Source organism: Solwaraspora sp. WMMD937, assembly GCF_029581175.1.
GTDB lineage: Bacteria > Actinomycetota > Actinomycetes > Mycobacteriales > Micromonosporaceae > Micromonospora_E.
In genome coordinates, this window is the sequence record NZ_CP120738.1 from 2,223,916 (window position 1) to 2,249,907 (window position 25,992).

The 25,992-nt window shown below is 72.5% G+C and carries 19 protein-coding genes; 12 read left to right on the forward strand and 7 right to left on the reverse strand.

The genetic code is table 11. The features are described from left to right. Nucleotides 1-10 precede the first annotated feature (10 nt). Both O7621_RS09615 and purE read left to right on the forward strand, forming a co-directional pair. Nucleotides 11-1,186 carry a 5-(carboxyamino)imidazole ribonucleotide synthase gene (locus O7621_RS09615; protein ID WP_282233644.1) on the forward strand — a complete coding sequence of 392 codons (1,176 nt, stop codon included), beginning with the start codon at nucleotides 11-13 and terminating at the stop codon, nucleotides 1,184-1,186. Further along, a complete protein-coding gene (purE, locus tag O7621_RS09620) occupies nucleotides 1,183-1,677 on the forward strand; it encodes a 5-(carboxyamino)imidazole ribonucleotide mutase (protein WP_282233645.1) in 495 nt (164 codons plus the stop codon). The genes O7621_RS09615 and purE overlap by 4 nt, the downstream gene beginning before the upstream one ends. Nucleotides 1,678-1,745: 68 nt before the next feature. Here purE and O7621_RS09625 read toward each other — a convergent pair whose 3' ends face one another. Continuing rightward, complete coding sequence (locus O7621_RS09625) at nucleotides 1,746-6,848, reverse strand: permease (RefSeq protein WP_282233646.1); 5,103 nt, start codon at nucleotides 6,846-6,848, stop codon at nucleotides 1,746-1,748. 166 nt (nucleotides 6,849-7,014) lie between these two features. Then, on the reverse strand, nucleotides 7,015-8,442 hold the full coding sequence (locus O7621_RS09630) for a UDP-glucose/GDP-mannose dehydrogenase family protein (RefSeq protein ID WP_282233647.1): 1,428 nt from the start codon (nucleotides 8,440-8,442) through the stop codon (nucleotides 7,015-7,017). Between the two features lie 267 nt (nucleotides 8,443-8,709). Here O7621_RS09630 and O7621_RS09635 point away from each other — a divergent pair, with 267 nt between their 5' ends. Then, on the forward strand, nucleotides 8,710-9,873 hold the full coding sequence (locus O7621_RS09635) for an acyl-CoA dehydrogenase family protein (protein WP_282233648.1): 1,164 nt from the start codon (nucleotides 8,710-8,712) through the stop codon (nucleotides 9,871-9,873). Nucleotides 9,874-9,907: 34 nt separating this feature from the next. Here O7621_RS09635 and O7621_RS09640 read toward each other — a convergent pair whose 3' ends face one another. Further along, the gene (locus O7621_RS09640) at nucleotides 9,908-10,882 is read right to left on the reverse strand and encodes a hypothetical protein (RefSeq protein WP_282233649.1); all 975 of its coding nucleotides are present in this window, start codon (nucleotides 10,880-10,882) and stop codon (nucleotides 9,908-9,910) included. Between the two features lie 80 nt (nucleotides 10,883-10,962). Then, nucleotides 10,963-11,688 carry a hypothetical protein gene (locus O7621_RS09645; RefSeq protein ID WP_282233650.1) on the reverse strand — a complete coding sequence of 242 codons (726 nt, stop codon included), beginning with the start codon at nucleotides 11,686-11,688 and terminating at the stop codon, nucleotides 10,963-10,965. Nucleotides 11,689-11,961: 273 nt separating this feature from the next. Here O7621_RS09645 and O7621_RS09650 point away from each other — a divergent pair, with 273 nt between their 5' ends. Both O7621_RS09650 and O7621_RS09655 read left to right on the forward strand, forming a co-directional pair. Beyond that, nucleotides 11,962-13,971 carry an acetoacetate--CoA ligase gene (locus O7621_RS09650; RefSeq protein WP_282233651.1) on the forward strand — a complete coding sequence of 670 codons (2,010 nt, stop codon included), beginning with the start codon at nucleotides 11,962-11,964 and terminating at the stop codon, nucleotides 13,969-13,971. A gap of 69 nt (nucleotides 13,972-14,040) precedes the next feature. Further along, the gene (locus O7621_RS09655; RefSeq protein ID WP_282233652.1) at nucleotides 14,041-14,379 is read left to right on the forward strand and encodes a hypothetical protein; all 339 of its coding nucleotides are present in this window, start codon (nucleotides 14,041-14,043) and stop codon (nucleotides 14,377-14,379) included. A 37-nt stretch (nucleotides 14,380-14,416) separates the two neighbouring features. Here O7621_RS09655 and O7621_RS09660 read toward each other — a convergent pair whose 3' ends face one another. Beyond that, nucleotides 14,417-15,124, reverse strand: a complete 708-nt coding sequence (locus O7621_RS09660; RefSeq protein ID WP_282233653.1) for a TIGR03089 family protein — start codon at nucleotides 15,122-15,124, stop codon at nucleotides 14,417-14,419. Nucleotides 15,125-15,321: 197 nt separating this feature from the next. Here O7621_RS09660 and O7621_RS09665 point away from each other — a divergent pair, with 197 nt between their 5' ends. Together O7621_RS09665 and O7621_RS09670 are read left to right on the forward strand one after the other, a co-directional pair. Then, the gene (locus O7621_RS09665) at nucleotides 15,322-16,485 is read left to right on the forward strand and encodes a glycosyltransferase family 1 protein (RefSeq protein ID WP_282233654.1); all 1,164 of its coding nucleotides are present in this window, start codon (nucleotides 15,322-15,324) and stop codon (nucleotides 16,483-16,485) included. Nucleotides 16,486-16,563: 78 nt separating this feature from the next. Continuing rightward, nucleotides 16,564-17,664, forward strand: coding sequence for a sugar phosphate nucleotidyltransferase (locus O7621_RS09670; RefSeq protein WP_282233655.1), 1,101 nt, complete (start codon nucleotides 16,564-16,566; stop codon nucleotides 17,662-17,664). Between the two features lie 13 nt (nucleotides 17,665-17,677). On the opposite strand, the gene O7621_RS09675 is transcribed toward O7621_RS09670, so the two are convergent. Then, a complete protein-coding gene (locus O7621_RS09675; RefSeq protein WP_282233656.1) occupies nucleotides 17,678-18,835 on the reverse strand; it encodes a coenzyme F420-0:L-glutamate ligase in 1,158 nt (385 codons plus the stop codon). Then, a complete protein-coding gene (gene cofD / locus O7621_RS09680; RefSeq protein ID WP_282233657.1) occupies nucleotides 18,832-19,851 on the reverse strand; it encodes a 2-phospho-L-lactate transferase in 1,020 nt (339 codons plus the stop codon). The genes O7621_RS09675 and cofD overlap by 4 nt, the downstream gene beginning before the upstream one ends. Nucleotides 19,852-19,930: 79 nt before the next feature. Here cofD and O7621_RS09685 point away from each other — a divergent pair, with 79 nt between their 5' ends. The 5 genes from O7621_RS09685 to O7621_RS09705 all read left to right on the forward strand — a co-directional run bounded on the left by O7621_RS09685 (nucleotide 19,931) and on the right by O7621_RS09705 (nucleotide 25,790). Further along, on the forward strand, nucleotides 19,931-20,725 hold the full coding sequence (locus O7621_RS09685; protein ID WP_282233658.1) for a hypothetical protein: 795 nt from the start codon (nucleotides 19,931-19,933) through the stop codon (nucleotides 20,723-20,725). 129 nt (nucleotides 20,726-20,854) lie between these two features. Next, complete coding sequence (locus tag O7621_RS09690) at nucleotides 20,855-23,380, forward strand: bifunctional FO biosynthesis protein CofGH (protein WP_282234527.1); 2,526 nt, start codon at nucleotides 20,855-20,857, stop codon at nucleotides 23,378-23,380. 233 nt (nucleotides 23,381-23,613) lie between these two features. Next, on the forward strand, nucleotides 23,614-23,898 hold the full coding sequence (locus O7621_RS09695; protein WP_282233659.1) for a hypothetical protein: 285 nt from the start codon (nucleotides 23,614-23,616) through the stop codon (nucleotides 23,896-23,898). Nucleotides 23,899-23,978: 80 nt separating this feature from the next. After that, a complete protein-coding gene (locus O7621_RS09700; RefSeq protein WP_282233660.1) occupies nucleotides 23,979-25,367 on the forward strand; it encodes a DUF4331 domain-containing protein in 1,389 nt (462 codons plus the stop codon). A 57-nt stretch (nucleotides 25,368-25,424) separates the two neighbouring features. Beyond that, complete coding sequence (locus O7621_RS09705; protein ID WP_282233661.1) at nucleotides 25,425-25,790, forward strand: phospholipase; 366 nt, start codon at nucleotides 25,425-25,427, stop codon at nucleotides 25,788-25,790. Nucleotides 25,791-25,992 lie beyond the last annotated feature (202 nt).

A 25,992-nucleotide genomic window follows, 5' to 3' on the forward strand; every position in this document is an offset into this window, starting at 1 on the left:
TGTCGCCGCCATGGATACCCGTACCGGACTGCCCGTCGTCGGCATGGTGGGTGGTGGGCAGCTCGCCCGGATGACCCACCAGGCCGCGATCGCGCTCGGCCAGTCGCTGCGTGTGCTGGCCCGCACACCGGAGGACGGCGCCGCCCTGGTCGCCGCCGACGTGCAGTACGGCGAGCACACCGACCTCGCCGCGCTGCGTACCTTCGCCAAGGGCTGTGACGTGGTCACCTTCGACCACGAGCACGTGCCGGGCGAGCACATCCGGGCGCTGGCCGCCGACGGGGTGCGCCTGCACCCGGGGGCCGACGCGCTGCGCTGTGCCCAGGACAAGGCGGTGATGCGGCAGCGGCTGACCGAGCTGGGTGCCCCGGTGCCGCGCTGGCGGCGGATCGGCTCGGTCGACGAGCTGGCCGAGTTCGGCGCCGAGGTCGGCTGGCCGGTGGTGGTCAAGACCGCGCGCGGCGGCTACGACGGCCGCGGGGTGTGGTTGCTGGACACGCCGGCCGAGCTGGTCGCCGCCGGGCTCGACCCGGCCGACCCGTCAGCCGACCCGGCGGTGGAGCTGATCGCCGAGGAGCGGGTGAAACTGGTCCGCGAGCTGGCGGTACAGGTGGCCCGCTCGCCGTTCGGTCAGTTGGCGGTCTACCCGGTGGTGGAGACCGTGCAACGGGACGGCATCTGTGTCGAGGTGCTGGCGCCCGCACCGGCCCTGCCACAGCCGCTCGCCCTGGCGGCCCAGCAGCTGGCCATCGACCTGGCCAGCGCGCTCGACGTGGTCGGGCTGCTGGCGGTGGAACTGTTCGAGGTGACCGGTGGCGGTGGCCTGGTGGTCAACGAGCTGGCGATGCGGCCGCACAATTCCGGGCACTGGACGATCGAGGGGGCCCGTACCTCCCAGTTCGAGCAGCATCTGCGGGCGGTCCTGGACTATCCGATGGGTGACACCGGGCTGACCGCCCCGGCGGTGGTGATGGCCAACGTGCTGGGCGGCGCGGACGGCGGGATGGGCATCGACGAGCGGCTGCACCACCTGTTCGCGACCGACCCCGGCGCGAAGGTCCACCTCTACGGCAAACAGGTCCGGCCGGGCCGCAAGATCGGCCACGTGACGGTGCTCGGCGAGGATCTGACCGACGTCCGGAACCGGGCCGCCCGGGCCGCCCGCTGGCTGCAGGAGGGGCGATGATCGGCGTCATCATGGGCAGCGACTCGGACTGGCCGACGATGCGAGCCGCCGCCGAGGCGCTCGCCGAGTTCGACGTCGAGCACGAGGTACGGGTGATCTCGGCGCACCGCACCCCGCACGGCATGCTCGACTATGCCGGCACCGCCGCCGACCGAGGCCTCCAGGTGATCATCGCCGGGGCGGGCGGCGCGGCGCACCTGCCGGGCATGGTCGCCTCGGCGACCCCGCTGCCGGTGATCGGGGTGCCGGTGCCGTTGAAGCACCTGGACGGGATGGACTCGCTGCTGTCGATCGTGCAGATGCCGGCGGGCGTACCGGTGGCCACGGTGTCGATCGGTGGCGCCCGCAACGCCGGTCTGCTGGCGGTACGGATCCTCGCCGCCACCGACTCAGGGCTGCGCGCCCGGATGTTCGCCTACCAGCAGGAGCTGGTCGAGTTGGTCGCCGCGAAGGACGCCGCGCTGCAGGCGCCACGCGGCGGCATCGCCTAGCCCCGGCCGGGTCGGCCCGGCCGGGTTCCGGCGGCCGGATCTGCCCAACCGGTTCTCGGCGGCCGGCCTCAGCGCATGCCGCGCAGCGCGCCCCGCACCCGCTCCTGGGTCTGCCGGCGCCACTCGCTGCTGGCCCCGAGTGCCAGCAGCACCAGACCGACCGGGATCAGCACCAGCCACGGCCCGAAGAAGGTCAACGCGTGCAACGCGGTCACCGCGCTGACCACCGTACCGACCACCACCGGGGCCTGCTGCTGACTCATCGCCCCGACCAGCAGGGTGCCGACCGCACCGAGCAGCAACAGGACCTGCCGGAAACTGTTCTCCCCCGAGCTGATCACCAGCACCAGGGTGGGCAGGAACGCCGCGGCCAGTGCCGGCCCGTACGCCGTCCAACTGCTCAGGTCCGGCCGGTGCCGCAGCTCGAGGACCCCGACCAGCAGGGCGAGGACGGCGAACGGCAAGGTGTACGCCTCGGTCAACGCCACGTCGGTGATCCGCATCAGCATCCACCAGGCGGTGATCTCGCAGCCGACCGCCAGCCAGAACAGCACCCGGCGCTCCATCGCACGGCGGCCGGGCCGGGTGGCCGTCACCCCGAGCACCGCACCCCAGGCGGCCAGCAGTCCGGCCAGATGCGCGGCCGAGTCGTACGCCAGGGCCAGCGCGAGCAGCGCGGCCGCGTAGCTGCTCCACTCGACCACCGCCGCCTCGCGTACCGCCTCGGGGTGGCTGAGCCGGGGCAGCCGGGTCGCGGACAACAGCAGGCCGGCACCGACGGCGAGTACGCCGAACGCCGACCAGCTCGGCGGGAGCCCGGCGACGAGACCCATGGTCAGCACGAACATCTGCGCCATCACCGAGGCGAACAGCCAGCCGAGAATCCGGGCCGGCTGGCTGCGTCCGGCGTACGCGGACACCGCTCCGACACACACCGAGCTGCCCAGCGTGAAGACGGTCAGTTGATCGTTGGCCAGCGCCCCGGCGAGTCCGGCGCCACCGGCGGCGAGGCCGATCAGGAACAGCAGCCGGCGGGCGATGCGCAGCGGCCGGTGCCGCTCGGTGTCCGGCGGCGGTTCGGTCAACGCCAGTCCGACCATGGCGACCGCGAAGACCAGCAGGGCCGCCATGGTGCCCGCCGGCCAGCCGACGCCGAACGACATCGGGGTGATCAGCAGGGTGATCGCCACGCCGGGCAGTACCACCGGAACCGCCTGGCCCGGCTGGCCGGTGTTGAACCCGGTCGCGGCCAGCGCCGCCGCGACGGTGAGCAGCAGCGCCGCGAGCACGTTGGTCGGGTCCACGGCGGCGGCCGGCGGATCGAGCAGTCCGGCCGGTGGCCCCTGCCAGATCGCGGTCAGGGTGCGGTACGGCTCGACCAGCGCGGCGGTCAGCGTCGGCGCCACCGCCGCTACGGCCAGCGCGGTGGGCAGCGCGGCGGCCGCCAACGCTCCCTTGACCGGGCTGATCGCCCACTCCTGGCCAATCTCCAGCGGCCCCGGCTGGCTCCACCGGCCGCCGAGCCCGGACCATCGGCGACTCGGCCGGGACAGGTCCACCGGCGGTGGGGTGGCGGCCCGGAGCAGTTCGGCGAGTACGCCGAGCAGTGCGGCTCCGGCGGCGTACATGCCGGTCGGCAGGCTGGTCGGGAGCGAGGCGAGGGCGGTGACCGTCGCGCCGGCGGCCAGGCCGACGGTGGCGTACGGCAGGTAGTGCGGGACCCGACGGCGGACCATGGCCAGCACGGCGACGCCGAGCGCCGAGGCGGCCAACGCCCCGGTCAGCACGATCTCCGTGGTCCAGCCGAGCGCGGCGGCCAGCGCGGCGACCGCTCCGGGCAGTGCCAGCAGCGCGGCCCCGGTCGCCGCGCCACCGATCTTCGCCAGGTGCGCCGGCATCGATTCCCGGTCGGGGACGGGCGGCCCGGTACCTGCCTGGTCGGCCTGAGTAGGTCGGTCGGCCAGCGTCACGGTGGCGACGACCCGGGCGAGTACCGCCACCACCACGCAGGTCAGTACCACGACACCGAGCGCGGCGGCGGTGGTCCACGGACGGACCAGGCTGGCGCCGATGGCGTACAGGGCCACCGCGACGGCGACGCCGGCCCGGGCGGTGGCCGCTTGTGGATCGTTGGCGGCCACCGAGACGATCCCGTACCCGATTGCGACCAGGCAGCCGACCACGATCGGCGACCACCAGGGCAGGCCGAGCGCCGCCGGGGTGCCGACGGTGGCGAGCGCGACCAGCACGCCGGCGGCGTGGAACGACCAGGGTCGGGGCAGCGCGACGGCGGAAGCCAGCGCGAGTAGCACCAGGGCCAGCGGCACCTGCCAGGAGTTGGCGGCGACCTCGGTGGACCAGGCGGTCAGGTCCGCCTGCCAGAGCTGGCCCGGAGTGGCCAGTGCCTGAACGCCGCCGGCGACCGCCGTGTAGCCGGCGAGGACGGCGATGACCCCACCGCTGACCGCAGTGCCCAGGACCGGTCCGCGCCGCCAGTGTTCGGGCAGGGCGCGTACGGCGACCGCCACCAGCAGGGTCAGCGCCGCGCTGGCCACCAGTTCGATGCCGGGTACCACGATCGCGCTGACCCTGGCCAGCGTGCCGACCAGCGCTGCGGTGGCCGCCGCCGCGGCGTAGTCGGGGCCGTCGAGCAGCCGGTCCGCCCGCCGGCCGGCGTCGATCGAAGGCGCCATGAGCAGCAGCCCCGCGGCGACCAGCAGCCCGACGGCGACCCACACGTCGGCGATGGCCGCGCCCGGCGAGCCGAACGCCGCAGCGGTGACCGCGAGCGCCCCCAGCCCGGTGCCGATGGTCAACGGTCGAGGGATCTGCCGTTCCGCCACCTGTGCCAGCGCAGAGTAGCCCAGCGTGCCGCAGACCGCGAGGAAACCGGCGGCCAGGATCGGGGCGGTCGTCTCCTGGACGGCCAGCGCGGTCGGCCCCGGCGGCGGCACCAGAGCGGTGACGAACGCCGCCACCCCACCGGGCAGGGCGAACGCGGCCCCGCCGGCGGCCCAACCCCCGACCGCGTCCCCGGCGGGCCGGCGGCGTACCTCCGGCAGGGTCCCGGCTACCGCGATCAGTACGCCGGCGGCGGCCAGCACCAGCAGGGCGGCAGCGGTGGAGCCGGGTCGGGCCAGCGCCGCGCCCGCACCGGCGGTCCCGAGCACCGCCGCGCAGATCACGTGCACCCGGGCGGCCCGGGTGGTGTCGGTGAGGAAACCGGTGCCGGCCACCGCGACGGCGGCGAGCACCGGCAGCCACGGTGCGGCGTACCAGGGCAGGGCGAAGGACGCCGGTACGGCCAGCGCGGTCAGCGTCACGCCGACGACGGTCGCCTCGCGACGCCATTCCACCGGCATGGCGACCGCCGCCGCGATGGTGATCAGCAGCGCGGCCAGGGCCAGCTGCCAGTCGGCGGGCCCGGCGTAGTCGACCAGGCTCTGCTGGTAGCCGGCCAGGTCGGCCTGCCAGGCGGGCAACGCGGCGCGGATCGGTGCCAGCGCCGCCCGCAGCGCGCCACCGGCGACGAGTACGCCGAGCACGGTCAACGCGGCCGCCGCCGCGAGCTGCGGGCCACGGCGGACCTGCTCCGGCAGGGCCCGTACGCCGATCCCGGCGACGGCGACCACGGCGGCGATCAACAACAGCGCCGGACCCGGCAGGGCGACCGCCGCGACCCGGCTGGCCGCGCCGATGACTGCCAGGGCGAATACGCCGGCGGCCAGGTCCGGCAGCGGCGGGTGGCCCAGGGTGAATCCGCCGACGAGCCCGACACCTGCGGCGATCAGCAGCACCGCCGCCGCGACCAGCGTGGCGGGCACCGTGTCGGCGCGTAGCACCGCCACTACAGCAAACAGCAGCGCGGCGGTGACGGCCAGCCCGTGCAGGGTCCAGATCAGGTCGCGTAGCCAGAGGACGGCCGCAGTGGGTGCCGGCGGCAGCCAGCCCGGCTGCCGGCCACCGTCGCCGCCACCGGGAGGCTCGCCCTCGACGACGGCGTCGGCCTCCTCCGGCGCGCTCTCCGGTCGGTCGGAGCCGGTGCCGGTGCCGGACGGTGCCGGCCCGGCCGGCCCGCTGGCCCGGTCGCCGGGCCGGTTGCCGCTGTCCGGTCCGACCGGCGCGTCCGGCCGGGGTCGTGCCACCGTCGGCGGCCCGGACCGCCAGCCGGCGCCGAGCTGCCCGGAGCCGCTCAGCAGCCGGACCAGCAGCAGGTCGAGCACGGCGACCGCGGCGAGCGCCGTCGCCCACCCGGCCGGCCCCCGGATCAGGTCCTGACCGAGCAGCGGCACGACCGGCTGGAACGCGAGCACCATGCCGTACCGGGGCAGCCGCAGCCCGGTCGTGGCGGCGTACCCGGCGGCGACCAGCGCGGTGACGGCGAAGGTGAGGCCGGCGAACGCCGACGGGCTGACCGGGCCGGCCCGGACGGCGTCGGTCGCCCAGATCGCGTAGCCGTCGATCGGGACGAGGACCAGCGCCACGGCGGCGATCGTCTCCGCGGTGGAGGTGAGCCCGCGGGCGGCGACCGCGGGTGGGGCCGCGAGCAGCAGCAACGTGCCGGCGAACAGCACGCTCAGCCGGGTGACGTCGGGCAATGCGCTGTTGGCGACGGCGGCGAACACCACCACCGCCATCAGCGCGCCGAGGCCGAGCAGGACGTTCTGGATCGACTGGGCGGACGCTTCCGGTCGGGTGCCGTCCGACGACAGGACCTGGGTCGGATCGTCGCCACCGGCGGCCGGCGGGTAGCCGGGCTGGCCGGCGGCGGGAGGCTCATTGCCCGGCGGTGGCCCGGCCGGTGGTGCGTCGTCGTCGGCAACCAGGTCGGGGCTCTGCCGGGGGAACTTCGGCGGGGCGGTGCCCTGGTCAGCGGTCGGCGGTCGACGCCCGGCCCGGCGGCGGACCGAGACCCGGGGCCCCGGGCCACGCCGACCGGCGGCACCGCCGGTGGACAGGATGTCCCGCTGGAAGATCGCCGCCTGCAGATCGCTGGCCATCTGCTTCTGCTCTTTGGCCAGCGCGAGCTCGCGGGCCTTCATCTCGGCGATGGACCGCTCGATGCGGGCCAGGTCCTCAGCGAACTGCGGCTGCTCGGCACCGCACCGGGGGCAGGTCGCCGCCGCCGGCACGGTCCGCCCGCACGAGGCGCAGCGGTACGGCGTACTCATGGCACCCTCCTCCACGCCCGGACCACACTGTGGACCACTTCCTACGAAGCATGCCTAAACCAAGCAACTGTTGAACAGCCCCAGGCGGCGTGGAGATCGGAGAAAAACCGGTCGTGGGTCCGCCACGGACCCACGACCGGCCGGTTCGGCGCGGGCGGTGCCGGGCTCAGGGGCGGCCCATGCCGCGGTACTGCCAGCCGGCGCCGGTCCACAACGTCGAATCGAGGCAGTTCCGGCCGTCGATCACTCGGCGGCCGGCAACCAGCTCACCCAACGCCACCGGATCGGCGTTACGGAAGTCGGCCCACTCGGTCAGGACGCAGACGAGGTCGGCGTCGCGGACCGCGTCGACCATCGACGGTACGTAGGTCAGGTCCGGCTGGGCCCGCCGGGCGTTCTCCGTACCTTCGGGGTCGAAGACCCGCACCTGCGCGCCGGTCTTGGCCAGCATCGCAGCCACCGCGAGCGACGGTGCGTCGCGGACGTCGTCGGAGTTGGGTTTGAACGTCGCCCCCAGCACCGCCACCGTCGTGCCGGACAGGTCCGGCCCGGCCGGCCCGGACCGGCGGCCCAGCAGCTCGGCCGCCAGCTGCACCACCCGGGACCGCCGCCGCTGGTTGATCAGATCCACCTCGTGCAGGAACCGCAACGCCTCACCCGCGCCGAGCTCCTGCGCCCTGGCCTGGAACGCCCGGATGTCCTTCGGTAGACAGCCACCACCGAACCCGACCCCGGCCTGCAGGAACCGGTTACCGATCCGCGGGTCGTAGCCGATCGCCCGGGCCAGCTGGGTGACGTCGCCGCCGGCCACCTCACAGACCTCGGCCATCGCGTTGATGAACGAGATCTTCGTGGCCAGGAACGCGTTCGCCGCGACCTTCACCAGCTCGGCGGTCGCGAAGTCGGTCACCACCAACGGCACCTCCCGGTCCTCGGTGGCAGCCAGGTCGAACACCCCCTTGTGCGCGGCGTACAGCATGCCGTTGGCCCACTCGCTGCGTACCCCGACCACGATCCGGTTCGGCCGCAGCACGTCCTCGACGGCGAAACCCTCCTGCAGGAACTCCGGACTCCACGCCACCTCGACGCCCAGGTCGCCCTGGGCGTGCTTGCCGACCAGCTGCTCGATCCACTCCGCGGTGCCGACCGGCACCGTCGACTTGCCGACGATCAACGCCTTACGGGACAGGTGCTGGGCCAGACCGGTCACCGCCGCCTCGACGTACGACAGGTCGGCGCCCATCGCGTCGGCCCGCTGCGGGGTACCCACACAGATGAAGTGCACGTCACCGAACTCGGCCGTCGCCGCCATGTCGGTGGTGAACCGCAGCCGTCCGGCGGCCAGGCTCCGCTTGAGCAACTCGTCCAGGCCCGGCTCGTGGAAGGGCACCTCACCTGCGGACAGCTTGGCGATCTTGTCGGCGTCGACGTCGTAGCCGATCACCTCGTAGCCGAGTTCGGCGAAGCAGATGGCGTAGGTCGCGCCGAGGTAGCCGGTGCCGAGGAAGGTCAGGCGCGGGCGGGGGGCGCCGGACGGCGGGGTCACCGCCGCGATGGCCGGGACGGGCTGGATGTTCGGGTACGGGATGGTCACGCCTTGATTCTCCGCTCGCGCTGGCGGCGCTGTGGTCGCGTCGCACTCGGTGGTCCGGTGCCGGGGGCTCGACACCAATCATCGTGGTTTTGACGTTCGCGGCATACCGCTTCTGTGGGGACCGACCCGGCTGAGAGCCGCCGATCGGCTGCCCGGCAGACGATAGTCCGTACGGCTGAGTGGGGGCGACCGACGTCGGCGTTACTCGCCGGTATCCTCGCACTGGAGCAGGATATCGAGGGAACACTCCAGGCGAGGGAGGGCGTGATGACGTCCGGGCCGGCGTTCGATGTCTATCAGTTACCAGAGGAGCACACGGCGATCCGGGAAGCGGTTCGGGAGGTGTGCGACGCGAAGGTCGCACCCAACGCCGCAGAGGCCGACGAGACCGCACAGTTTCCCACCGCGTCCTACGACGCGTTACGGGCGGCGGACTTCCACGCCCCGCACGTCCCGGAGCAGTACGGCGGGGCGGGTGCCGACGCCCTCGCCACCGCGATCGTCATCGAGGAGGTCGCGCGGGCCTGCGCATCCTCGTCGTTGATCCCGGCGGTCAACAAGCTCGGCACGATGCCGCTGCTGCTGGCCGGCTCGGACCAGTTGAAGGAGCGCTATCTGCGGCCAGTGGCGTCCGGGGCGGCGATGTTCTCGTACTGCCTGTCCGAGCCCGAGGCGGGCAGCGACGCGGCGTCGATGACCACCCGCGCGGTCCGCGACGGCGACCACTGGGTGCTCAACGGGGTGAAGCGGTGGATCACCAACGCTGGTGTCTCGGAGTACTACACGGTCTTCGCGGTCACCGAGCCGGGTGCCCGGTCACGGGGGATCTCCGCGTTCGTCGTGGAGAAGTCCGACCCCGGGGTGAGCTTCGGCGTACCGGAGAAGAAACTCGGCATCAAGGGGTCACCGACCTGCGAGGTCTACCTGGACAATGTCCGGATTCCGGCGGACCGGATGATCGGCGAGCCGGGCACCGGGTTTGCCACCGCGATGCGCACCCTGGACCACACCCGGGTGACGATCGCAGCCCAGGCCGTCGGCATCGCGCAGGGCGCGCTCGACTTCGCTCGCGGGTACGTGCGGGAGCGCCAGCAGTTCGGCAAGCCGATCGCCGACTTCCAGGGCGTCCAGTTCATGATCGCGGAGATGGGCATGAAGCTGGAGGCGGCCCGGCAGCTCACCTACGTCGCCGCCGCCCGGTCGGAGCGCGCCGACGCCGACCTGACCTTCTTCGGGGCGGCGGCGAAGTGTTTCGCCTCCGACGCGGCCATGGAGATCACCACCGACGCGGTGCAACTGCTCGGCGGGTACGGCTACACCCGGGACTACCCGGTCGAGCGGATGATGCGGGACGCCAAGATCACTCAGATCTACGAGGGCACGAACCAGGTGCAGCGGATCGTGATGGCACGTCAGCTGCTGACCCCCTGACCTGAGGCCGGGCCTTAGGTTCCCGGGTCCGGCCTCAGGTCGGGGACTTCCCGGCGTCGTCGGGACGGGCCGGCAGCACCGTCGTGGTCTCGTCGTCACCATCCGGGTCGGTGGTGGTCGGTTGGCTGATCCGGGTGGTCTCGTCCGGGTCGGTGGTGGTCGGTTGGCTGATCCGGGTGGTCTCGTCCGGGTCGGTGGTGGTCGGTTGGCTGATCCGGGTGGTCTCGTCCGGGTCGCCGCCAGGCACCGCCGGCCGGGGCGGTGCGAACGCCGACGCCTGGGGCAGTACGACGGTCGGATCGTCTCGCCGGTGCCCCGGCGGGGTCAGTCGCATCGTGTCTTGCTCCGAGTCGGTCCCGGCACCCGTCGCCGATCGGGCTGGCCGCAGCGGCGGGTTGGCGGCAGCCGGGAACGCGATGGTCCGAGCCGGATCGCCGGTCGGCGGCTGGGCCGACCACGCCGGCGGTCCGGCGTTGCCGCCGTGTCCGCCCGGGTTGCCGTACCCGCCGTGTCCGCCCGGGTTGCCGTACCCGCCGGGGCCGGGCAGTGGGGCGGTCCGCGTCACGTCCTGCGGCGGTGGTCCGCCGGCATACAGCGCCACCATCCGCTCACCCCGCCAACGACGTGGGCTGAACACGGTGGCCAACAACGGGACGGCCAGCACCACGGCAAGCCCTTCGGCCGGCGCCGTGAGGACGAAGTCCGTGCCGAGCAGCCGGCGCGGCATCGTGTCGTAGAACCCCACGATGTCGACGGTGGCCCACACCGACACTGCGACGAACGACGCCCCGGCCAGCACTGGCCCGACCGGGGACAGACGGGGCAGCAGCAACAGTGCGTACGACACCCCGCAGACCGCCAGCGCGGCCAACCCGATGAACACGTCGAGCGGTGGTTCGCTGTACGCGTCCCGTCGGGCAAGCGCGTACTCGCTCAGGCCGAGCCCGGCGAGGAACCAGATCACCGGTGCGAGGAGCAGGGACAGGATCAGCGAGCCCAGGTGCCGCATCTGACCTCCTCGCGGGGATGGTGCCTCTCGGCACGGTACCCGCCAGGCGCAACGTCACCGACGACGGTCGGTGGGTCGGTTCAGCGAATCACCCGACTGGACCGGGGGATGGGCCGGGCCGGCCGTAGTCCGTCGCCGTCGGGTCGAACGTCTTCGGCCGGCGCAGCCAGTGTCGACTTCGTCTTCGTGGTCAACGACGCCGGCCGGCCGGCGTCGGCCCGGTCCGGACCGGGCGGCGCGGCGGCAGATTCGTCCGACGTCGTGGTGCTGCCGCCCGGCAGTGACCAGAGCGACGGGTCGAACTCGCCGCGTGGCCGGACCGGCAACGGCTCCGCCGCCGCCGCGTCGGAGCCGGCCTTGTCGTCGGCGGTGCCGATCGTCGCGGGCCGGGACCGCCACCGTTGCCGGCTCAGCACCGCAGTGCTGAGCAGCACTCCGAGCAACGCGAGAGTGCCGTTCTCTACCGGCTGCAGCAGTACCACCGGTTCACCGAAGAGCCGCCACGGCGTACCGATCAGGTCGCGGGCACCGAACGGGTCGACGAACATCGCGACGTACGGGGCCGCCAGAGCCAGCCCGGCGGTGAGTGGACCGAGCGGGGAGAACCGTAGCGTGCCCAGCAGCCCGAGCAGCAGACCGGCGGCGAACATGAACGCGGCCGGTGCCAGCAGGGTCGCCGTGTGGTAACTACCGTCAGTCACCCAGCCGGCGATGGTGCGGACCGACGTCGTCTGGCCGACCGCGATCAGCACCCAGCACAGCGGCGCCGCAGCCAGACCGCTGAGGAAGCTCCAGAGATGACGCATGGGCGAACCGTACCGTTTCGGGCGGGAGGCTCGGGCAGGGGCGCAACGGGCGGCGCACTTTTTCGGGTACGCGTTGGCACACGCCGCAGGCTGTGCCCGTTGCGCTACCTGCCGACGACAGCTTGTGTTCCCGGCACGCTCCGTTGCGCCCCGGTTGGCAGGACAATCGATCAGCGGCACCGCCGCCGGCGGCGCGCGACGTACGCGAGGATGGAAGTGGACGGTCACACGTGGTCCGGCGATGCGGCCGTGACCCGGGGAGGAGTGTCAGTCGTGAGCGAGGTGCTGTGGCGCCCACCGGCGGACGTGCGGCAGCGGACCCGGATCGGCGGATACCTGGCGTGGCTGGAGCGCACCCGAGGGCTGCGGTTCGCCGACTACCGGCAGCTGTGGCAGTGGTCGGTCGACGACCTGGCCGGGTTCTGGGAGTCGATCTGGGACTACTTCGAGGTGGTCGGCCAGCAGCCGGTGGAGCAGGTGCTCGCCGACCGGCGGATGCCCGGTGCGCAGTGGTTCCCCGGTGCCCGGCTCAACTACGCCGAGCACGTTTTGCGCGCCCCCGGGCTGGCCGAGGGCGCCCCGGTGGTGATCGCGCACAGCCAGACCCGAGCGCCGGTCACGCTCACCGTCGGGCAACTGCGCGACGAGGTCCGCCGGGTGCGGGCCGGGCTGCGCCGGCTCGGGGTGGGGCCGGGGGACCGGGTCGCGGCGTACGCGCCGAACATCCCCGAGACGTACGTGCTGATGCTGGCCACCGCCAGCCTGGGTGGAATCTTCTCGTCCTGCGCGCCGGAGTTCGGCACTCGCAGCGTCACCGACCGCTGGCAGCAGATCGAGCCGACGGTGCTGGTCGCGGTCGACGGCTACCGGTACGGTGACAAGTCGGTCGACCGCCGGGCCGAGGTGGCGGCGATCGCGGACGCGTTGCCGTCGGCGCGGCACCGGGTGCTGATCCCGTACCTGTCGGCTGAGCCGTCGGCCGCCCCGTCGTGGGCCACCTCGACCTGGGAGGCGCTCGCCGCGCCGACCGACGAGCCGTTGACGTTCGACCCGGTGCCGTTCGACCAGCCGCTGTACGTGCTCTACTCGTCGGGCACCACCGGGCTGCCGAAGCCGATCGTGCACCGGCACGGCGGCATCCTGCTGGAGCATCTGAAGATGCTGGCGTTGCATCACGATCTGGGGCCGGGGGACCGCTTTTTCTGGTTCACCACCACCGGCTGGATGATGTGGAACTACCTCGCCTCCGGGCCGGCGGTGGGCGCGGCGATCGTGCTGTTCGACGGCAACCCGGCGGTGAGTGCGGCCCCGGGCGGTCCGGCCAGCCCGGACCTGGGCACCCTGTGGCGGCTGGCCGCCGAGACCGGTGCCACCTACTTCGGCACCTCGGCGCCGTTCCTGCTGGCCTGCCGCAAGGAGGGGCTGGTGCCCCGCCGGATCGCCGACCTGTCCCGGCTGCGCGGGGTCGGCTCGACCGGGGCGCCGCTGCCGGCCCAGGGTTTCACCTGGGTGTACCAGTCGGTCGGCGAGGACCTGCAGTTGACGTCGCTGTCCGGCGGCACCGACGTGTGCACCGGGTTCGTGGGCGGCGTACCACTGTTGCCGGTGCGGGCCGGGGAGATCGCCTGCCGGTGTCTGGGCGCGCGGGTCGAGGCCCGGGCCGCCGACGGCCGGACGGTCGTTGGTGAGCTGGGCGAGCTGGTGATCACCGAGCCGATGCCGAGCATGCCGGTCGGGTTCTGGAACGACCCGGACGGCAGCCGTTACCGCCAGGCGTACTTCGACCGGTATCCGGGGGTCTGGTGCCACGGTGACTGGATCACCATCGCCGAGGACGGCAGCTGCGCCATCACCGGCCGTTCGGACGCCACCCTGAACCGGGGCGGGGTGCGGTTGGGCACCGCCGAGTTCTACTCGGTGGTGGAGGCGCTGCCGGAGGTCGCCGACTCGCTGGTGATCCACCTGGATGATCCACAGGGCGGGGCGGGGGAGTTGCTGCTGTTCGTGGCGTTGCGGGCCGGGGTCGGGCTGGACGACGCGCTGCGTACCCGGATCGTGCGTGAGCTGCGGTCGGCGCTGTCACCGCGGCACGTGCCGGACGGAATTCACCAGGTCGCGGCCGTGCCTCGGACGCTGTCCGGCAAGAAGCTGGAGGTGCCGGTGAAGAAGATCCTCACCGGGGTGCCGGCCGGGCAGGCGGCGGCGGCCGGGGCGTTGACCGATCCGGCGGCGTTGGCACCGTTCATCCGGTTCGCCCAGGACCGGGGCACGCCGGTGGGCTGACCGATTCTGCCGGGATGGCAACGCGGCGTCAGTGCAGCGCGTCTCACAGGCGTGGGTGTCTACTTCCGCTTGAAGATCACCGACACGCTCGGCGTCCGGGTCGAGGGGGCGCACGCCTTCAACCCGTTGGCCGGGATCACCCGGACTTTCTGGTACCGGTTGCCAACCGACTGGGTGGTGGACGGCGCGGTGCCGCGACAGCGTCGCGAGATGCTGGTCGACCGGCTGTACGGCCCGGGCTGGCGCGACGGCAACCCGGACGGGTCCCGGTACATCATCCTCGGCGTGCAGGAGAAGCTGCTCAGCGCCGGTGAGGCGGCGGACAAGCCGTGGCTGGCCGACCGGGCCGGTTTCTACGTCTGCGCGCCGGACGGCGAACTGCGCGAAGTGGTGCCCCGCGAACTCTGACCGGCCCCGATCGTCCGGCGGCGCCGACGACGACCGCTCAGGCCAGGACCAGGTCGACCTTTTCGCTGGCCACCCGCCCGTCGAGCCGCTGCCGGTCGAGGTTGCGGCAGAGCACCATGGTCGCCTCGGCGGCCAGCGGCGCCAGCAGCCAGTCGGTCGGGTCCGGGTACCGGTCGCAGTCGACCAGGACCCGGGCCCCGGCCCCGATGCCCAGCTCCGCACCGCGCCGGCGGGCCCGGCCGGCCAGCTCCGCGTCCTGAGGGTCGACCGCCGGGTACGGGGTGAAATGGTCGCCGTGGCCGCGTACCTCGGCGATGTAGTCGGTCCAGCCGGACGGCAGCTCCCGGGCGGGTGCCGCCATCGGGGCGAGGCTGAGCAGGTAGCGCTCACCGGCGGACCGCCGATCGACTCCGGGCACCGCCGGTGGGCTGGCGAAGAGCACTTCCGCAGCCGGGGTGCCGGGCCCGGCGGCCGGGTCGATCCGCACCACCAGCGCGGCCGACCAGCAACCGAGCAGGACGCCGGCGGTCTGCCAGTGGGCCGGCAGCACGACGTCGGCGTGGTCACCGGCGGCGGCGCCGGCCCCGTCCACCACCAGGTTGGCGGTCTTGGCCACCCAGTTGGCCAGCGTCGCACCGGACAGCTCGGTCCGGTCGCCGGTCGCGTCGTCGTACCAGGTGAGCAGGGGCCGTGTCGGGTCCGCAGCGACGGCGACCGCGAGCAGCCCGGCCAGGTTGTTGGTCATCGGAGCCGAGCGTAGCGCCGTCACTGTGCGTACACGCTGTCACCGGGCGGTCTCGCCCCGCTGATCGTCGGTGGCGCGGTTCGCCGCGACGCGTTTTCGGTCGCGTCGTCGACACGGCGGACGGCGTCGGGCGGCGTAGTCTTGGCACACGTGTCGTTCTTCACAACCCTCCACCACCCCCTTAGAGGAGTTGCCCAGTGACCGCCGGTCGACCGCCCCGCGTACTCATCGACGCCACGAGCGTGCCCACCGACCGCGGTGGCGTCGGTCGATACGTTGACGGCCTGCTGGGGGCCCTCGGCGCGCTCATCGGCAGCGGCGTCGAGCTCTCCGTCGTAGCGCTGCGTACAGATGTCGAGCGGTACACCCGAATGTTGCCGGCCGCCGACGTGATTGCCGCGCCGGCCGCCGTCGCGCATCGCCCGGCCCGGCTGGCCTGGGAGCAGACCGGGTTGCCGCTGCTCGCCCAGCAGGCCGGTGCTGACGTGCTGCACTCGCCGTACTACACCTGTCCGATGCGGGCGGGATGTCCGGTAACGGTAACTGTGCACGATGCGACGTTCTTCACCGAACCGGAGCACTACGACAAGTCGCGGCGAACCTTCTTCCGTAGCGCGATCAAGACCTCGCTGCGCCGGGCCAGTCGGGTGATCGTGCCCAGCAAGGCCAGCCGCGACGAGCTGATCCGGCTGCTCAACGCCGACCAGGCCCGGATCGACGTGGCGTACCACGGCGTCGACTGCGGCGCCTTCCACGTGCCCAGCGACGAAGAGAAGGCCAGGGTACGGGCACGGCTCGGGTTGACCGGCACCGACTACATCGCGTTCCTCGGTGCCAAGGAGCCGCGTAAGAATGTGCCCAACCTGATCCGGGGCTGGGTGCGCGCGGTGCAGGACCGGCCCGAGCCGCCGGCGCTCGTGGTCGCCGGCGGGCAGGGCCACGACGACGACATCGACCGTGCAGTCTCCGACGTCCCCGCCCACCTGCGGCTACTGCGTCCCGGCTATCTGCGCTACGCCGACCTGCCCGGTTTTCTCGGCGGTGCCCTCGTCGCCGCCTACCCGTCCTACGGGGAGGGCTTCGGACTGCCGATCCTGGAGGCGATGGCCTGCGGTACCCCGGTGCTGACCACGCCCCGACTGTCGCTGCCCGAGGTCGGCGGTGACGCGGTCGCCTACACCAGCGAGGATCCGGACCGGATCGCCGCCGACCTGGTGGCGTTGCTCGACGACGAGTCCCGCCGGCACGCGTTGGCCAAGGCCGGGGTGGACCGGGCCAAGGAGTTCACCTGGTCATCCAGCGCCGAGGTGCACGTGGCGGCGTGGAGCCGGGCCGCCAGCATGAACCGGGTCGCCTGGTGACCCGACCACTACCTACCGATACGGATAGGTATCCACCATCTCGTCGGGTGGCGTGCCCGTGCCGGGCATGATGTGCTGATGCTCTTCGCCGTCATCCCGGCGGGTGGCAGCGGCACCCGACTGTGGCCGCTGTCCCGCGCCGGTAACCCTAAATTCCTGCACCCTCTCACCGGCACCACCGCCTCACTGCTGCAGGCGACCGTCGCACGGCTGGCGCCGCTGACCGATCCGGAACGGATCCTGGTGGTGACCGGTGCGGCGCACGCTGCGGCGGTCGCCCGGCAGTTGGCGACGGTGCCGGAGGAGAACGTGCTCGTCGAGCCGTCGCCCCGGGACTCCTGCGCGGCGATCGCCCTCGCCGCCGCAGTCGTCGCCCGGCGTGAACCGCAGGCCGTGATGGGTTCGTTCGCGGCCGACCATCTGATCGGCGACACCGACCGGTACGTGGAGACGATTCGTCAGGCGGTGGACGGAGCCCGCACCGGCCTGCTGATGACCGTCGGTATCACCCCCACCCGGCCGGAGACCGGCTACGGCTACCTGGCCTGCGGCGACACCATCGGTTCCGGGCCGGTCCGCCGGGTCGAGCAGTTCACCGAGAAGCCAGGGCTGGCGGTCGCCGAAAAATACCTGCGCTCCGGCCGGCACCTCTGGAATGCCAGCATGTTCGTCTGGCGGGTCGACGTGTTCCTCACCGAGCTGGCCCGCCAACAGCCCGAGCTGCACTCCGGCCTGACCCGGATCGCGGCCAGGTGGGACAGCCCCGACCGGGACGAGGTGCTCGGCGAGGTCTGGCCGACACTGCCCCGCATCTCCGTCGACTACGCGGTGATGGAGGGCGCGGCCGCCGCCGGGCGGGTCGGCACCGTCCCCGGCGACTTCGGCTGGAACGACGTCGGGGACTTCCACACCCTCGGCGACGTGCTGCCCGCCGATCCGGACGGCAACGTCGTCCTCGGCGCCCCGGCGGCCGAGGAGAAGCCGGGGGTGCTGCTGCGGGACAGCAGCGGCCTGGTGGTGGTGCCGCACTCCGGCCGGCTGGTCGCGGCGCTCGGCGTACGGGACCTGATCGTGGTGGACACCCCGGACGCGGTGATGGTCTGCCCGCGCGATCGGGCGCAGGACGTCAAGCGGCTGGTGGACGCGCTCAAGGAACGCGGCGAGGACGGCTACGTGTAGGCCACCCGGTCCGTCACGGCGGCGCGACGAGCCCGAGTGCGACGACGGTGCCGTCGGGGCCGGCAACAGTACCTAGCTCGGCGCTGGCGACGCCGTCGGCCGCCAGCGCCGCCCGTAGCCGGTGCAGGTCGGCGCCGAAGCGCACCAGGTCCGGCGGCGTATCGCCGGGCGGCCGGCAGCGCAGCAAGACCGGGTACGCCGCGTCGGCCGGCAGACCGTCGGCCGGCAGACCGTCGGCCGCGGTCCGCTGGTCGTCGGCGTCGGCCAGTTCGAAGCGGGTGCCGGGTGCCACCACCTCGGACACCAGCCGGACCGCCCGGGCCACGGTCTCGCCGTCGACCGGACGAGGGTCGTCGACCCCGGTGGCCGGGGCGCCCGCCGGCCCGGCCGGCGGCAGGGTCGCCGCCGCGAGCAGCCCGGCCCGCCGGGCCTCCGCCGTACCCAGCGTGAACAGGTCCTGACCTGGTTCGCGGATCAATGGGTGCACGCCCGGCCCGTCGGGACCGGCCGGCCCCGCCGACGGTTCCGGCCGCCACGGATAGCCGCGGACCACCGCCACCGGCACCTGCTCCGACTTGCCCTTCACCAGGTCCCCGGCAGCGGCCATCTCGTCGACCACCGCCATCTGGGTCAGCCGTAGCTCGTTGCCGTACCGGTCGAACTGGCCGCGGTAGTCGCGCACCGGATCGATGCCGGCGGCCCCCAGCGCGACGTCGGTCAGGCCGTTGCGCCACGGCCGTCCCATGGTGTCCGACACGACGACCGCCAGATCGAGCCCCAGCCGGGCGTGCAACCCGGCCCGCAGTTGGCGGGCCGACCGGTCCGGGTCGACCGGTAACAGCACCAGCCGGGTAGGAGCCACGTTCGAGTTGTCGATCCCGGCGGCCGCCATCACGAACCCGTGCCGGGTGCGGACGATCCGGGTCGCCCCACGCCGCGCCACCACCTCGACGGTCTCGGCGGCCAGCACCTCGTCGCGGACCCGGCTGCGGTCCGGATCGTCGGCCGGCAGGTCCACCAGCCGGCCCTCGGCCTTGGAAACGATCTTGCTGGTCACCACGAGGACGTCGCCGTCGCGCAGCCACGGCGCGGCGTCCCCGATCAGCGCCGCCAGGTCGTCACCGGGGAGCACCTCGCCGATCCCGGTGACCGGCAGGACCTCCAGCCTCATCCGGTCACCCCGGTCGGCCGGCCGGCCAGCTCGATCGCGGCGCCGACCATCGCGGCCGTCGCCGCCTCGTCGGACATCCACAGCGGTACGGCCCGCACCTCGATCCCGTCCACCCGGGTGGCCCCGTCCACCGGGTCGACCAGCCAGCCGTCCAGCAGCCCACCGGCGCGCCGGGCACCGTAGAGCGCCGCAACACCCGCCGCCGTGCACGGTTCACCCAGCACCGCGAGGCACCGGTCGGCCATGCCGCGTACCGGGGCGTCGCCGATGATCGGCGACACCCCGACCACCGGGGCCGTATTGCCGGCCAGCGCTTCGCGGATCCCGGGTACGGCGAGCACCGGCGCGATGCTCACCACCGGGTTGCTCGGTGCGATCAGCACGACGTCGGCGGCGGCCAGTGCCTCCGGTACGCCGGCCGCCGGCTTGGCCTGTGCCGCGCCGACGAAGACGAACCGGTGGGTGGGCAGCGCGCCCCGATGGCGTACCCACCATTCCTGGAAGTGGATGGCCCGCTCACCGCCGGCATCGGGCCCCTGCCCCAGCCCCAGCCCCTGCGCCGGGTTCGGCTCCGGGTCCGAGACGACGACGTGGGTCTCCAGCCGGTCGTCGGTGGCCGGCAGCAGCCTCACCCCCGGCTGCCAGCGGGCGCAGAGCGCCTCGGTGACCGCCGACAGCGGGTAGCCGGCGTTGAGCATGGTGGTGCGGACCAGATGGGTGGCGACGTCCCGGTCGCCGAGCCCGAACCAGGTCGGTTCCGCCTGGTACGCGGCCAGCTCGTTCTTCACCGCCCACGTCTCACCGACCCGGCCCCAGCCGCGCTCCGGATCCGCGCCACCGCCGAGTGTGTACATCACGCTGTCCAGGTCCGGGCTGATCCGCAGTCCGTGCAGGATGACGTCGTCACCGACGTTGACCACGGCGGTCAGCTCGGCTCCCGTGCGTCGGGCGTACTCCCGCGCGCCGATCAGGAACTTCGCGCCGCCGATCCCGCCGGTCAGTACCACGATCCGCATGCCGTCCATCCTCGTCCATCGGCGGAGCACTACGCTCACCGGCATCGACCGCCGCCACCTGCGAGCACCGGGAGAACGCGTGACCACCCAACCAGAGGCTGGGCCCGGCGACCGGCCACCAGCCAGAAACCTCACCATGCCACTGCGGGAGCTCGCCGCCGCCGTCCTGCTCGGTGCCACCGCGGTGTTCCTGTTCACGGCGTTGCTGGACCTGCTTGTCCCGTACCGGCTCGGCTCCGGGCCGGGGTTCGCCCGCCGCTCGGCGGACAGTTTCGACAACTTCGTCAACCTGACCACGGTCAGCTTCCCGTTGCTGGCGGTGCTGCTCGCCACGCACCTCACCCCGGAGCTGGGCCGGGCCCGGCTGATGACCCTGGTCGCCCTCGTCGAGTACGCCGTCGCAGCGGTGTTCGGTAGTCTGTTCGGGCTGCTGGTCGGCTTCGTCGTGCTGGTCGACGACACCATCCGCAGCGGATTTCAGGCGTTGTTGACCCGGGCGGCGTGGCTGGCGGTGCTCGGCGTCGCCGGGTACGCGCTGTGGCGGGTCTGGCAGGGCCGCTACCAGGTGGTGCGACCGAAGCCGCCGGCACCGGGCGGCTACGGCCCACCGCCGGGCTACGGCCCAGCAGGGCAGTACGGCCAGCCCGCTCCGTACCACCCGTACCACCAGCCCGGTCAGTCCGGTCAGCCCGGACCGGCGTACCCGCCACCGCCACCACCGCAGAGCGGCCCGCATCCGATGTACGCGCCGCCTGCGCCGACGGCGCCGTCGTCCGGGCCGCCCGCCCCGCCCGGGGACAAGCCAGGGCCGGCTGGGAACGAGCCCGGTCCGCAGGAGCCGGGACCGGACGGGCCGACCCAGCGAATCTCCTGATCGGCCCCGGTCGCCGGCGGCCCAGCTCCGGGTCGCCGGTGACCGCTGTGGCGAGCGCCACCGGCCGGCGCAGGCCCGAGGGCCTAGTCTGCACTGGTGGCCGAGCACACCGAATCCGTCGTCGCCCGGGTGACCGGGGCCGCCCCGGCGGAACAGCCCACCACCGCCAGTGTCCGGCGGGCGCTGCGTCGTGCCGCGACCGGCCGCAGTCTCGACCTGGACGAGGCGGTCGCGCTGCTGGCCGCCACCGATGGCGAGTTCGACGAACTGCTCGACCTCGCCGGTTCGCTGCGCGACGCGGGCCTGCGCGACGCCGGCCGACCGGGCGTGATCACGTACTCGCGGAAGGTCTTCGTCCCGTTGACCCGGCTCTGCCGGGACCGCTGCCACTACTGCACCTTCGCCACCGTGCCGGGCCGGCTGCCCGCCGCGTACCTGGACCGTGACGAGGTCCTGGCGATCGCCCGGGCCGGTGCCGCACAGGGTTGTAAGGAGGCGTTGTTCACCCTCGGCGACCGGCCCGAGGACCGCTGGCCGGCGGCCCGCCGGTGGCTGGACGAGCGGGGCTACGACTCCACTGTCGACTATCTGCGGGCCTGCGCGATCGCCGTACTAGAGGAGACCGGTCTGCTGCCGCACCTCAACCCGGGGGTGCTGAGCTGGGCCGAGCTGCAACGGCTCAAGCCGGTGGCGCCCAGCATGGGGATGATGCTGGAGACCACCGCGACCCGACTGTGGTCCGAGCCGGGCGGCCCGCACCACGGCTCGCCGGACAAGGAACCGGCGGTGCGGCTGCGGGCGATCGCCGACGCCGGTCGGGTCGGCGTGCCGTACACCACCGGCCTGCTGATCGGCATCGGCGAAACTCTCCGGGAACGGGTCGAGTCGCTGTTCGCGATCCGGTCGGCGGCCCGCGAGTACGGCCACATCCAGGAGGTGATCCTGCAGAACTTCCGCGCCAAGCCGGACACGGCGATGCGTGGCATGCCGGACGCCGAACTGCGTGACCTGGCCGCGACGGTTGCCGTCGGCCGCCTCCTGCTCGGGCCGGGTGCCCGCATCCAGGCCCCGCCGAACCTGGTCGAGGGGGAGTACGCGCTGCTGCTGCGGGCCGGCATCGACGACTGGGGCGGGGTGTCGCCGGTGACTCCGGACCACGTCAACCCGGAGCGGCCCTGGCCGCAGATCGACGAGCTGACCCGGCGTACCGCCGCCGCCGGGTTCACTCTGCGGGAACGGCTGACTGTCTACCCCGAGTATGTGCGGCGCGGCGAGGCGTGGCTGGACCCCCGGCTGGCCGCGCACGTGTCGGCGCTCGCCGAGCCGGGCACCGGTCTGGCCGACGAGTCGGCGATGCCGGTCGGCCGCCCCTGGCAGGAGCCGGAGGAGGTGTTCGCCCCGGTCGGCCGCACCGATCTGCACACCACGATCGATACCACCGGGCGGACCGGGGACCGGCGGGGCGACTTCGACCGGGTGTACGGCGACTGGGCCGAGGTCGCCGACCGGATCAGCGTACCGACCGGTGCCGGCACCAACAGCGACGGCGCTGGCGACGCAAATCTGCGGGCCGGGCTGCGGCTGGCCGCCGACGATCCGGCGGCGCTGCTGCAACCACGGCACACCGACGCGGCGCTCGCCCTGTTCACCGCCGATGGCGCGGCGCTGGACCAGCTCTGCCGGATCGCCGACGAGGTACGCCGGGACACCGTCGGCGACGACGTCACCTACGTGGTCAACCGAAACATCAACTTTTCCAACGTCTGCTACGTCGGCTGCCGATTCTGCGCGTTCGCCCAGCGGGAACGGGACGCCGACGCGTTCCGGCTGTCTGCCGAGCAGGTGGCGGACCGGGCCGAGGAGGCGTGGCGGGCCGGTGCCACCGAGGTCTGCATGCAGGGCGGCATCGATCCAAAGCTGCCGGTGACCGCCTACGCCGAGCTGGTCCGGGCGGTCAAACGACGGGTGCCGCAGCTGCACGTGCACGCCTTCTCCCCGATGGAGATCGTCACCGCCGCCGCGAAGGCGGGCATGCCGGTCCGGGACTGGCTGCTGATGCTGCGCGAGGCGGGACTGGACACCATCCCGGGGACCGCGGCGGAGATCCTCGACGACGACGTGCGGTGGGTGCTGACCAAGGGCAAACTGCCGGCCGCCACCTGGGTCGAGGTGGTGACCACCGCGCACGAGCTGGGGCTGCGGTCCAGCTCGACGATGATGTACGGGCACGTGGACCATCCCGGCCAGTGGTTGGCGCACTTCCGGGTGCTGGCCGGGGTGCAGGACCGCACCGCCGGCTTCACCGAGTTCGTCGCGTTGCCATTTGTGCACACCAATGCGCCGATCTACCTCGCCGGGCTGGCCCGGCCCGGGCCGACCTGGCGGGAGAACCGTGCCGTGCACGCCATGGCCCGGCTGCTGCTGCACGGCCGGATCGACAACATCCAGTGTTCCTGGGTGAAGCTCGGCGACAAGGGCACCGTGGCGATGCTGCGCGGCGGGTGCAACGATCTCGGCGGGACGCTGATGGAGGAGACGATCTCCCGGATGGCCGGTTCGGCCAACGGCTCGGCGCGTACCGAGGCGCAGTTGCAGTCGATCGCGGCCGCCGCCGGCCGTCCGGCGGTCCGACGGTCCACCGCGTACCAACGCTGAGGCCGGCTGTCCGGCCCCGCGCCCATCGCTGCCCACCGGCGGCCGGACCGGCCCGGTCCCGGCCGACACCCTGCGTGGCGCGTCCGACAGAAGTCGATTCGCGGATGATCGAACCCACCGGCGTCGTCGGCCGTATGGATAGGTGCCGGCGACTGCGGGTGACAGATGGGCCGCGCCGGCACTGGTCCCATCGCGACAGTGGGTTACCCCCTGACCCACCGGAAGGGTTGTCCATGAGAACTCGCCAGCGAAACCGACCGAAGTTCAAGATTTCCCGCCGCCAGGTGCTGACCGTGGCGGCGAGTGCGGGTGTCGGCGCGGCCGCGGTCAGCGTCAGCGGCCTGTCGTCGGCCGTGGACAGCCGGCTCGCCGGAGCAGCCTCGAATGACGAGGCGATCGTCGTCCACCTGCGGGATCCGTCCAACGGGACGTTGGACGTCTTCGTCGGCACGTCGCGGATCGAGGTACAAGACAAAAGCCTAGCCGCCCGGTTGCAGCGCGCCGCCCGCCAGGGCTGAGTGCGCCGTAAGGGCACGTCTCACCTGACGCGTACCGCGTCATTCATTGATTCTCTCAGGCTATGTGAGGTAGGTTCGTCATGTCTTCGCACCGTGAAGCGCCGGAGATATCCAAGGACCCGGTCGCTGACAGCACCGACGTCTATGCCTTTGTAAGTCCGGACCGTCCGGACACGGTCACTCTGATCGCCAACTATCTGCCTTTCCAGGTGCCGTCGGGCGGGCCGAACTTCTTCGAGTTCGGCGATGACGTGCTCTACTCGATCCATGTGGACAACAACGGTGACGGCCATCCGGACATCACCTACCAGTTTCAGTTCCGCACCGAGATCACCAACGAGAACACGTTCCTCTACAACACCGGGCCAATCGACGCCCTGGACAGTGAGAACTGGAACAGGCGTCAGTTCTACAGTCTTACCAAGGTCGATGCGCACGGCAAGGCGCAGCTGCTGGCCCGCGACGTGCCCTGCCCGCCGTGCAACATCGGTCCGCTGTCCACGCCCGACTACGTGGGGCTTGCCAACGACGCCACGTTCCAGCTCAAGAGCGGTGAACGGGTCTTCGCCGGGCAGCGGGCTGAGGGGTTCTTCGTCGACCTGGGCTCGATCTTCGACCTCGGAAACCTACGGCCGTTCCAGCAGCTCCACGTGGTCGGCAAGGACATCTTCAACGTGGCGGACGAACCGGTCAACGCGACCGACCGGCTGAACGTCTCCAGCATCGCGCTGCAGGTCCCGATCACCGACCTGGTCAGCGGCGGCGGCCGGTACGACGTCAACGACCAGCGTTCGGTGATCGGGGTCTGGACCTCCGCCGCGCGTCAGCAGGTACGGATGCTGGGCAGTGCCAAGGCGGCCGACGTCAACGTCGGACCGGCGGTGCAGGTGTCGCGACTCGGCAATCCACTGTTCAACGAGGTCATCGTGCCGATGGCGCAGAAGGACCTGTGGAACACTCTGCCCCCGTCGGAGGACAAGCGCTTCGCGGGCCTGGTGGAGAAGCCCGAACTGGCGCAGCTGCTGCCGGTGCTCTACCCGGACGTCTTTCCCAACCTTGCCGAGCTCAACGAGTCTGGGGTGCCCCGAGCCGATCTGGTGGCGATCCTACTGACCGGGATCCCGGCCGGGCTGATCGACGGTTTTCAGAACAACACCGGCGATCTGCAGGCGGACATGCTGCGGCTGAACACCGCGATCCCGCCAGCGAAGCGGTCGAGTCGGTTCGGTCTGCTCGGCGGCGACCTGGCCGGTTTTCCGAACGGCCGCCGGACGACCGACGACGTGGTCACCATCTCGCTGCGGGCCATCGCCGGGTTGACGTTCCCGCTGATCGACAAGAACTTCACCCCGGACGACGCGGCCGGCGCGGTGACCCACGGGCTGAGCGCCGCCGACGTGACCGCCCCGTTCCTGAAGCATTTCCCGTATCTCGGCGTGCCCTACGACGGCTTCAACAACCCGTCCTGACCGGCCCGCACGTCCCGTCCGGGCCGACCCCCGGCAGATCCAGAGAAGGTGGGGAGCATGCACGAGCACAGTCTGGCCCCGTCGGAGACCGGCGGCGTCGTCCTCGACATCGGCGGCGACATGGGTGCGCTGATCATCTACACCGGACAGGAGTTCCACGGCCGGGAGATCGAGATCAGCCCGACCGCCGGCCCGGACCGGCCGGATCCGGCCCCGCGCACCCATGCGGCGGTCCGGGAGCGGCAGGTACGCGACGGAGTCTTCTTCAGTGCCGTCTACACCGATCTGCCGGCGGGCTCCTACACCGTGTGGCGCTCCGACGAGGTGCCTGCCGGTCAGGTGACGATCACCGGCGGGGCGGTGACCGAGTTCGTCTGGCCGCAGCACGCCACCGCTGGGCGGCTGATCCCCAAAACAGGGTGACGGGACTCCCGCACGACAGTGTGACGAAATCGACGCACTGGGCGCGATCGGCTGGGCCGCAGGCGTGATCGACCCCTGGGGAGGGAAGTAGGGCAAGTGAGGTAGACCGGTCGTCCGACCGGACATCGAGCCGGTGCCGCGTGAGCGGCACCGGCTCGATGTCGTCTGCGGACCGCGTCGTCGTTGGGATGTGCCGGTCAGG

Bases quoted from the DNA above. Each gene is read 5' to 3' on its own strand.
- O7621_RS09640 (WP_282233649.1), bottom strand. From the start codon at position 10,882: ATGCGGCACCTGGGCTCGCTGATCCTGTCCCTGCTCCTCGCACCGGTG.
- O7621_RS09700 (WP_282233660.1), top strand. From the start codon at position 23,979: ATGTCTTCGCACCGTGAAGCGCCGGAGATATCCAAGGACCCGGTCGCT.
- O7621_RS09645 (WP_282233650.1), bottom strand. From the start codon at position 11,688: ATGCGTCATCTCTGGAGCTTCCTCAGCGGTCTGGCTGCGGCGCCGCTG.
- O7621_RS09660 (WP_282233653.1), bottom strand. From the start codon at position 15,124: ATGACCAACAACCTGGCCGGGCTGCTCGCGGTCGCCGTCGCTGCGGAC.
- O7621_RS09675 (WP_282233656.1), bottom strand. From the start codon at position 18,835: ATGAGGCTGGAGGTCCTGCCGGTCACCGGGATCGGCGAGGTGCTCCCC.
- cofD (WP_282233657.1), bottom strand. From the start codon at position 19,851: ATGCGGATCGTGGTACTGACCGGCGGGATCGGCGGCGCGAAGTTCCTG.
- O7621_RS09625 (WP_282233646.1), bottom strand. From the start codon at position 6,848: ATGAGTACGCCGTACCGCTGCGCCTCGTGCGGGCGGACCGTGCCGGCG.
- O7621_RS09695 (WP_282233659.1), top strand. From the start codon at position 23,614: ATGAGAACTCGCCAGCGAAACCGACCGAAGTTCAAGATTTCCCGCCGC.
- O7621_RS09615 (WP_282233644.1), top strand. From the start codon at position 11: ATGGATACCCGTACCGGACTGCCCGTCGTCGGCATGGTGGGTGGTGGG.
- O7621_RS09705 (WP_282233661.1), top strand. From the start codon at position 25,425: ATGCACGAGCACAGTCTGGCCCCGTCGGAGACCGGCGGCGTCGTCCTC.
- purE (WP_282233645.1), top strand. From the start codon at position 1,183: ATGATCGGCGTCATCATGGGCAGCGACTCGGACTGGCCGACGATGCGA.
- O7621_RS09635 (WP_282233648.1), top strand. From the start codon at position 8,710: ATGACGTCCGGGCCGGCGTTCGATGTCTATCAGTTACCAGAGGAGCAC.
- O7621_RS09670 (WP_282233655.1), top strand. From the start codon at position 16,564: ATGCTCTTCGCCGTCATCCCGGCGGGTGGCAGCGGCACCCGACTGTGG.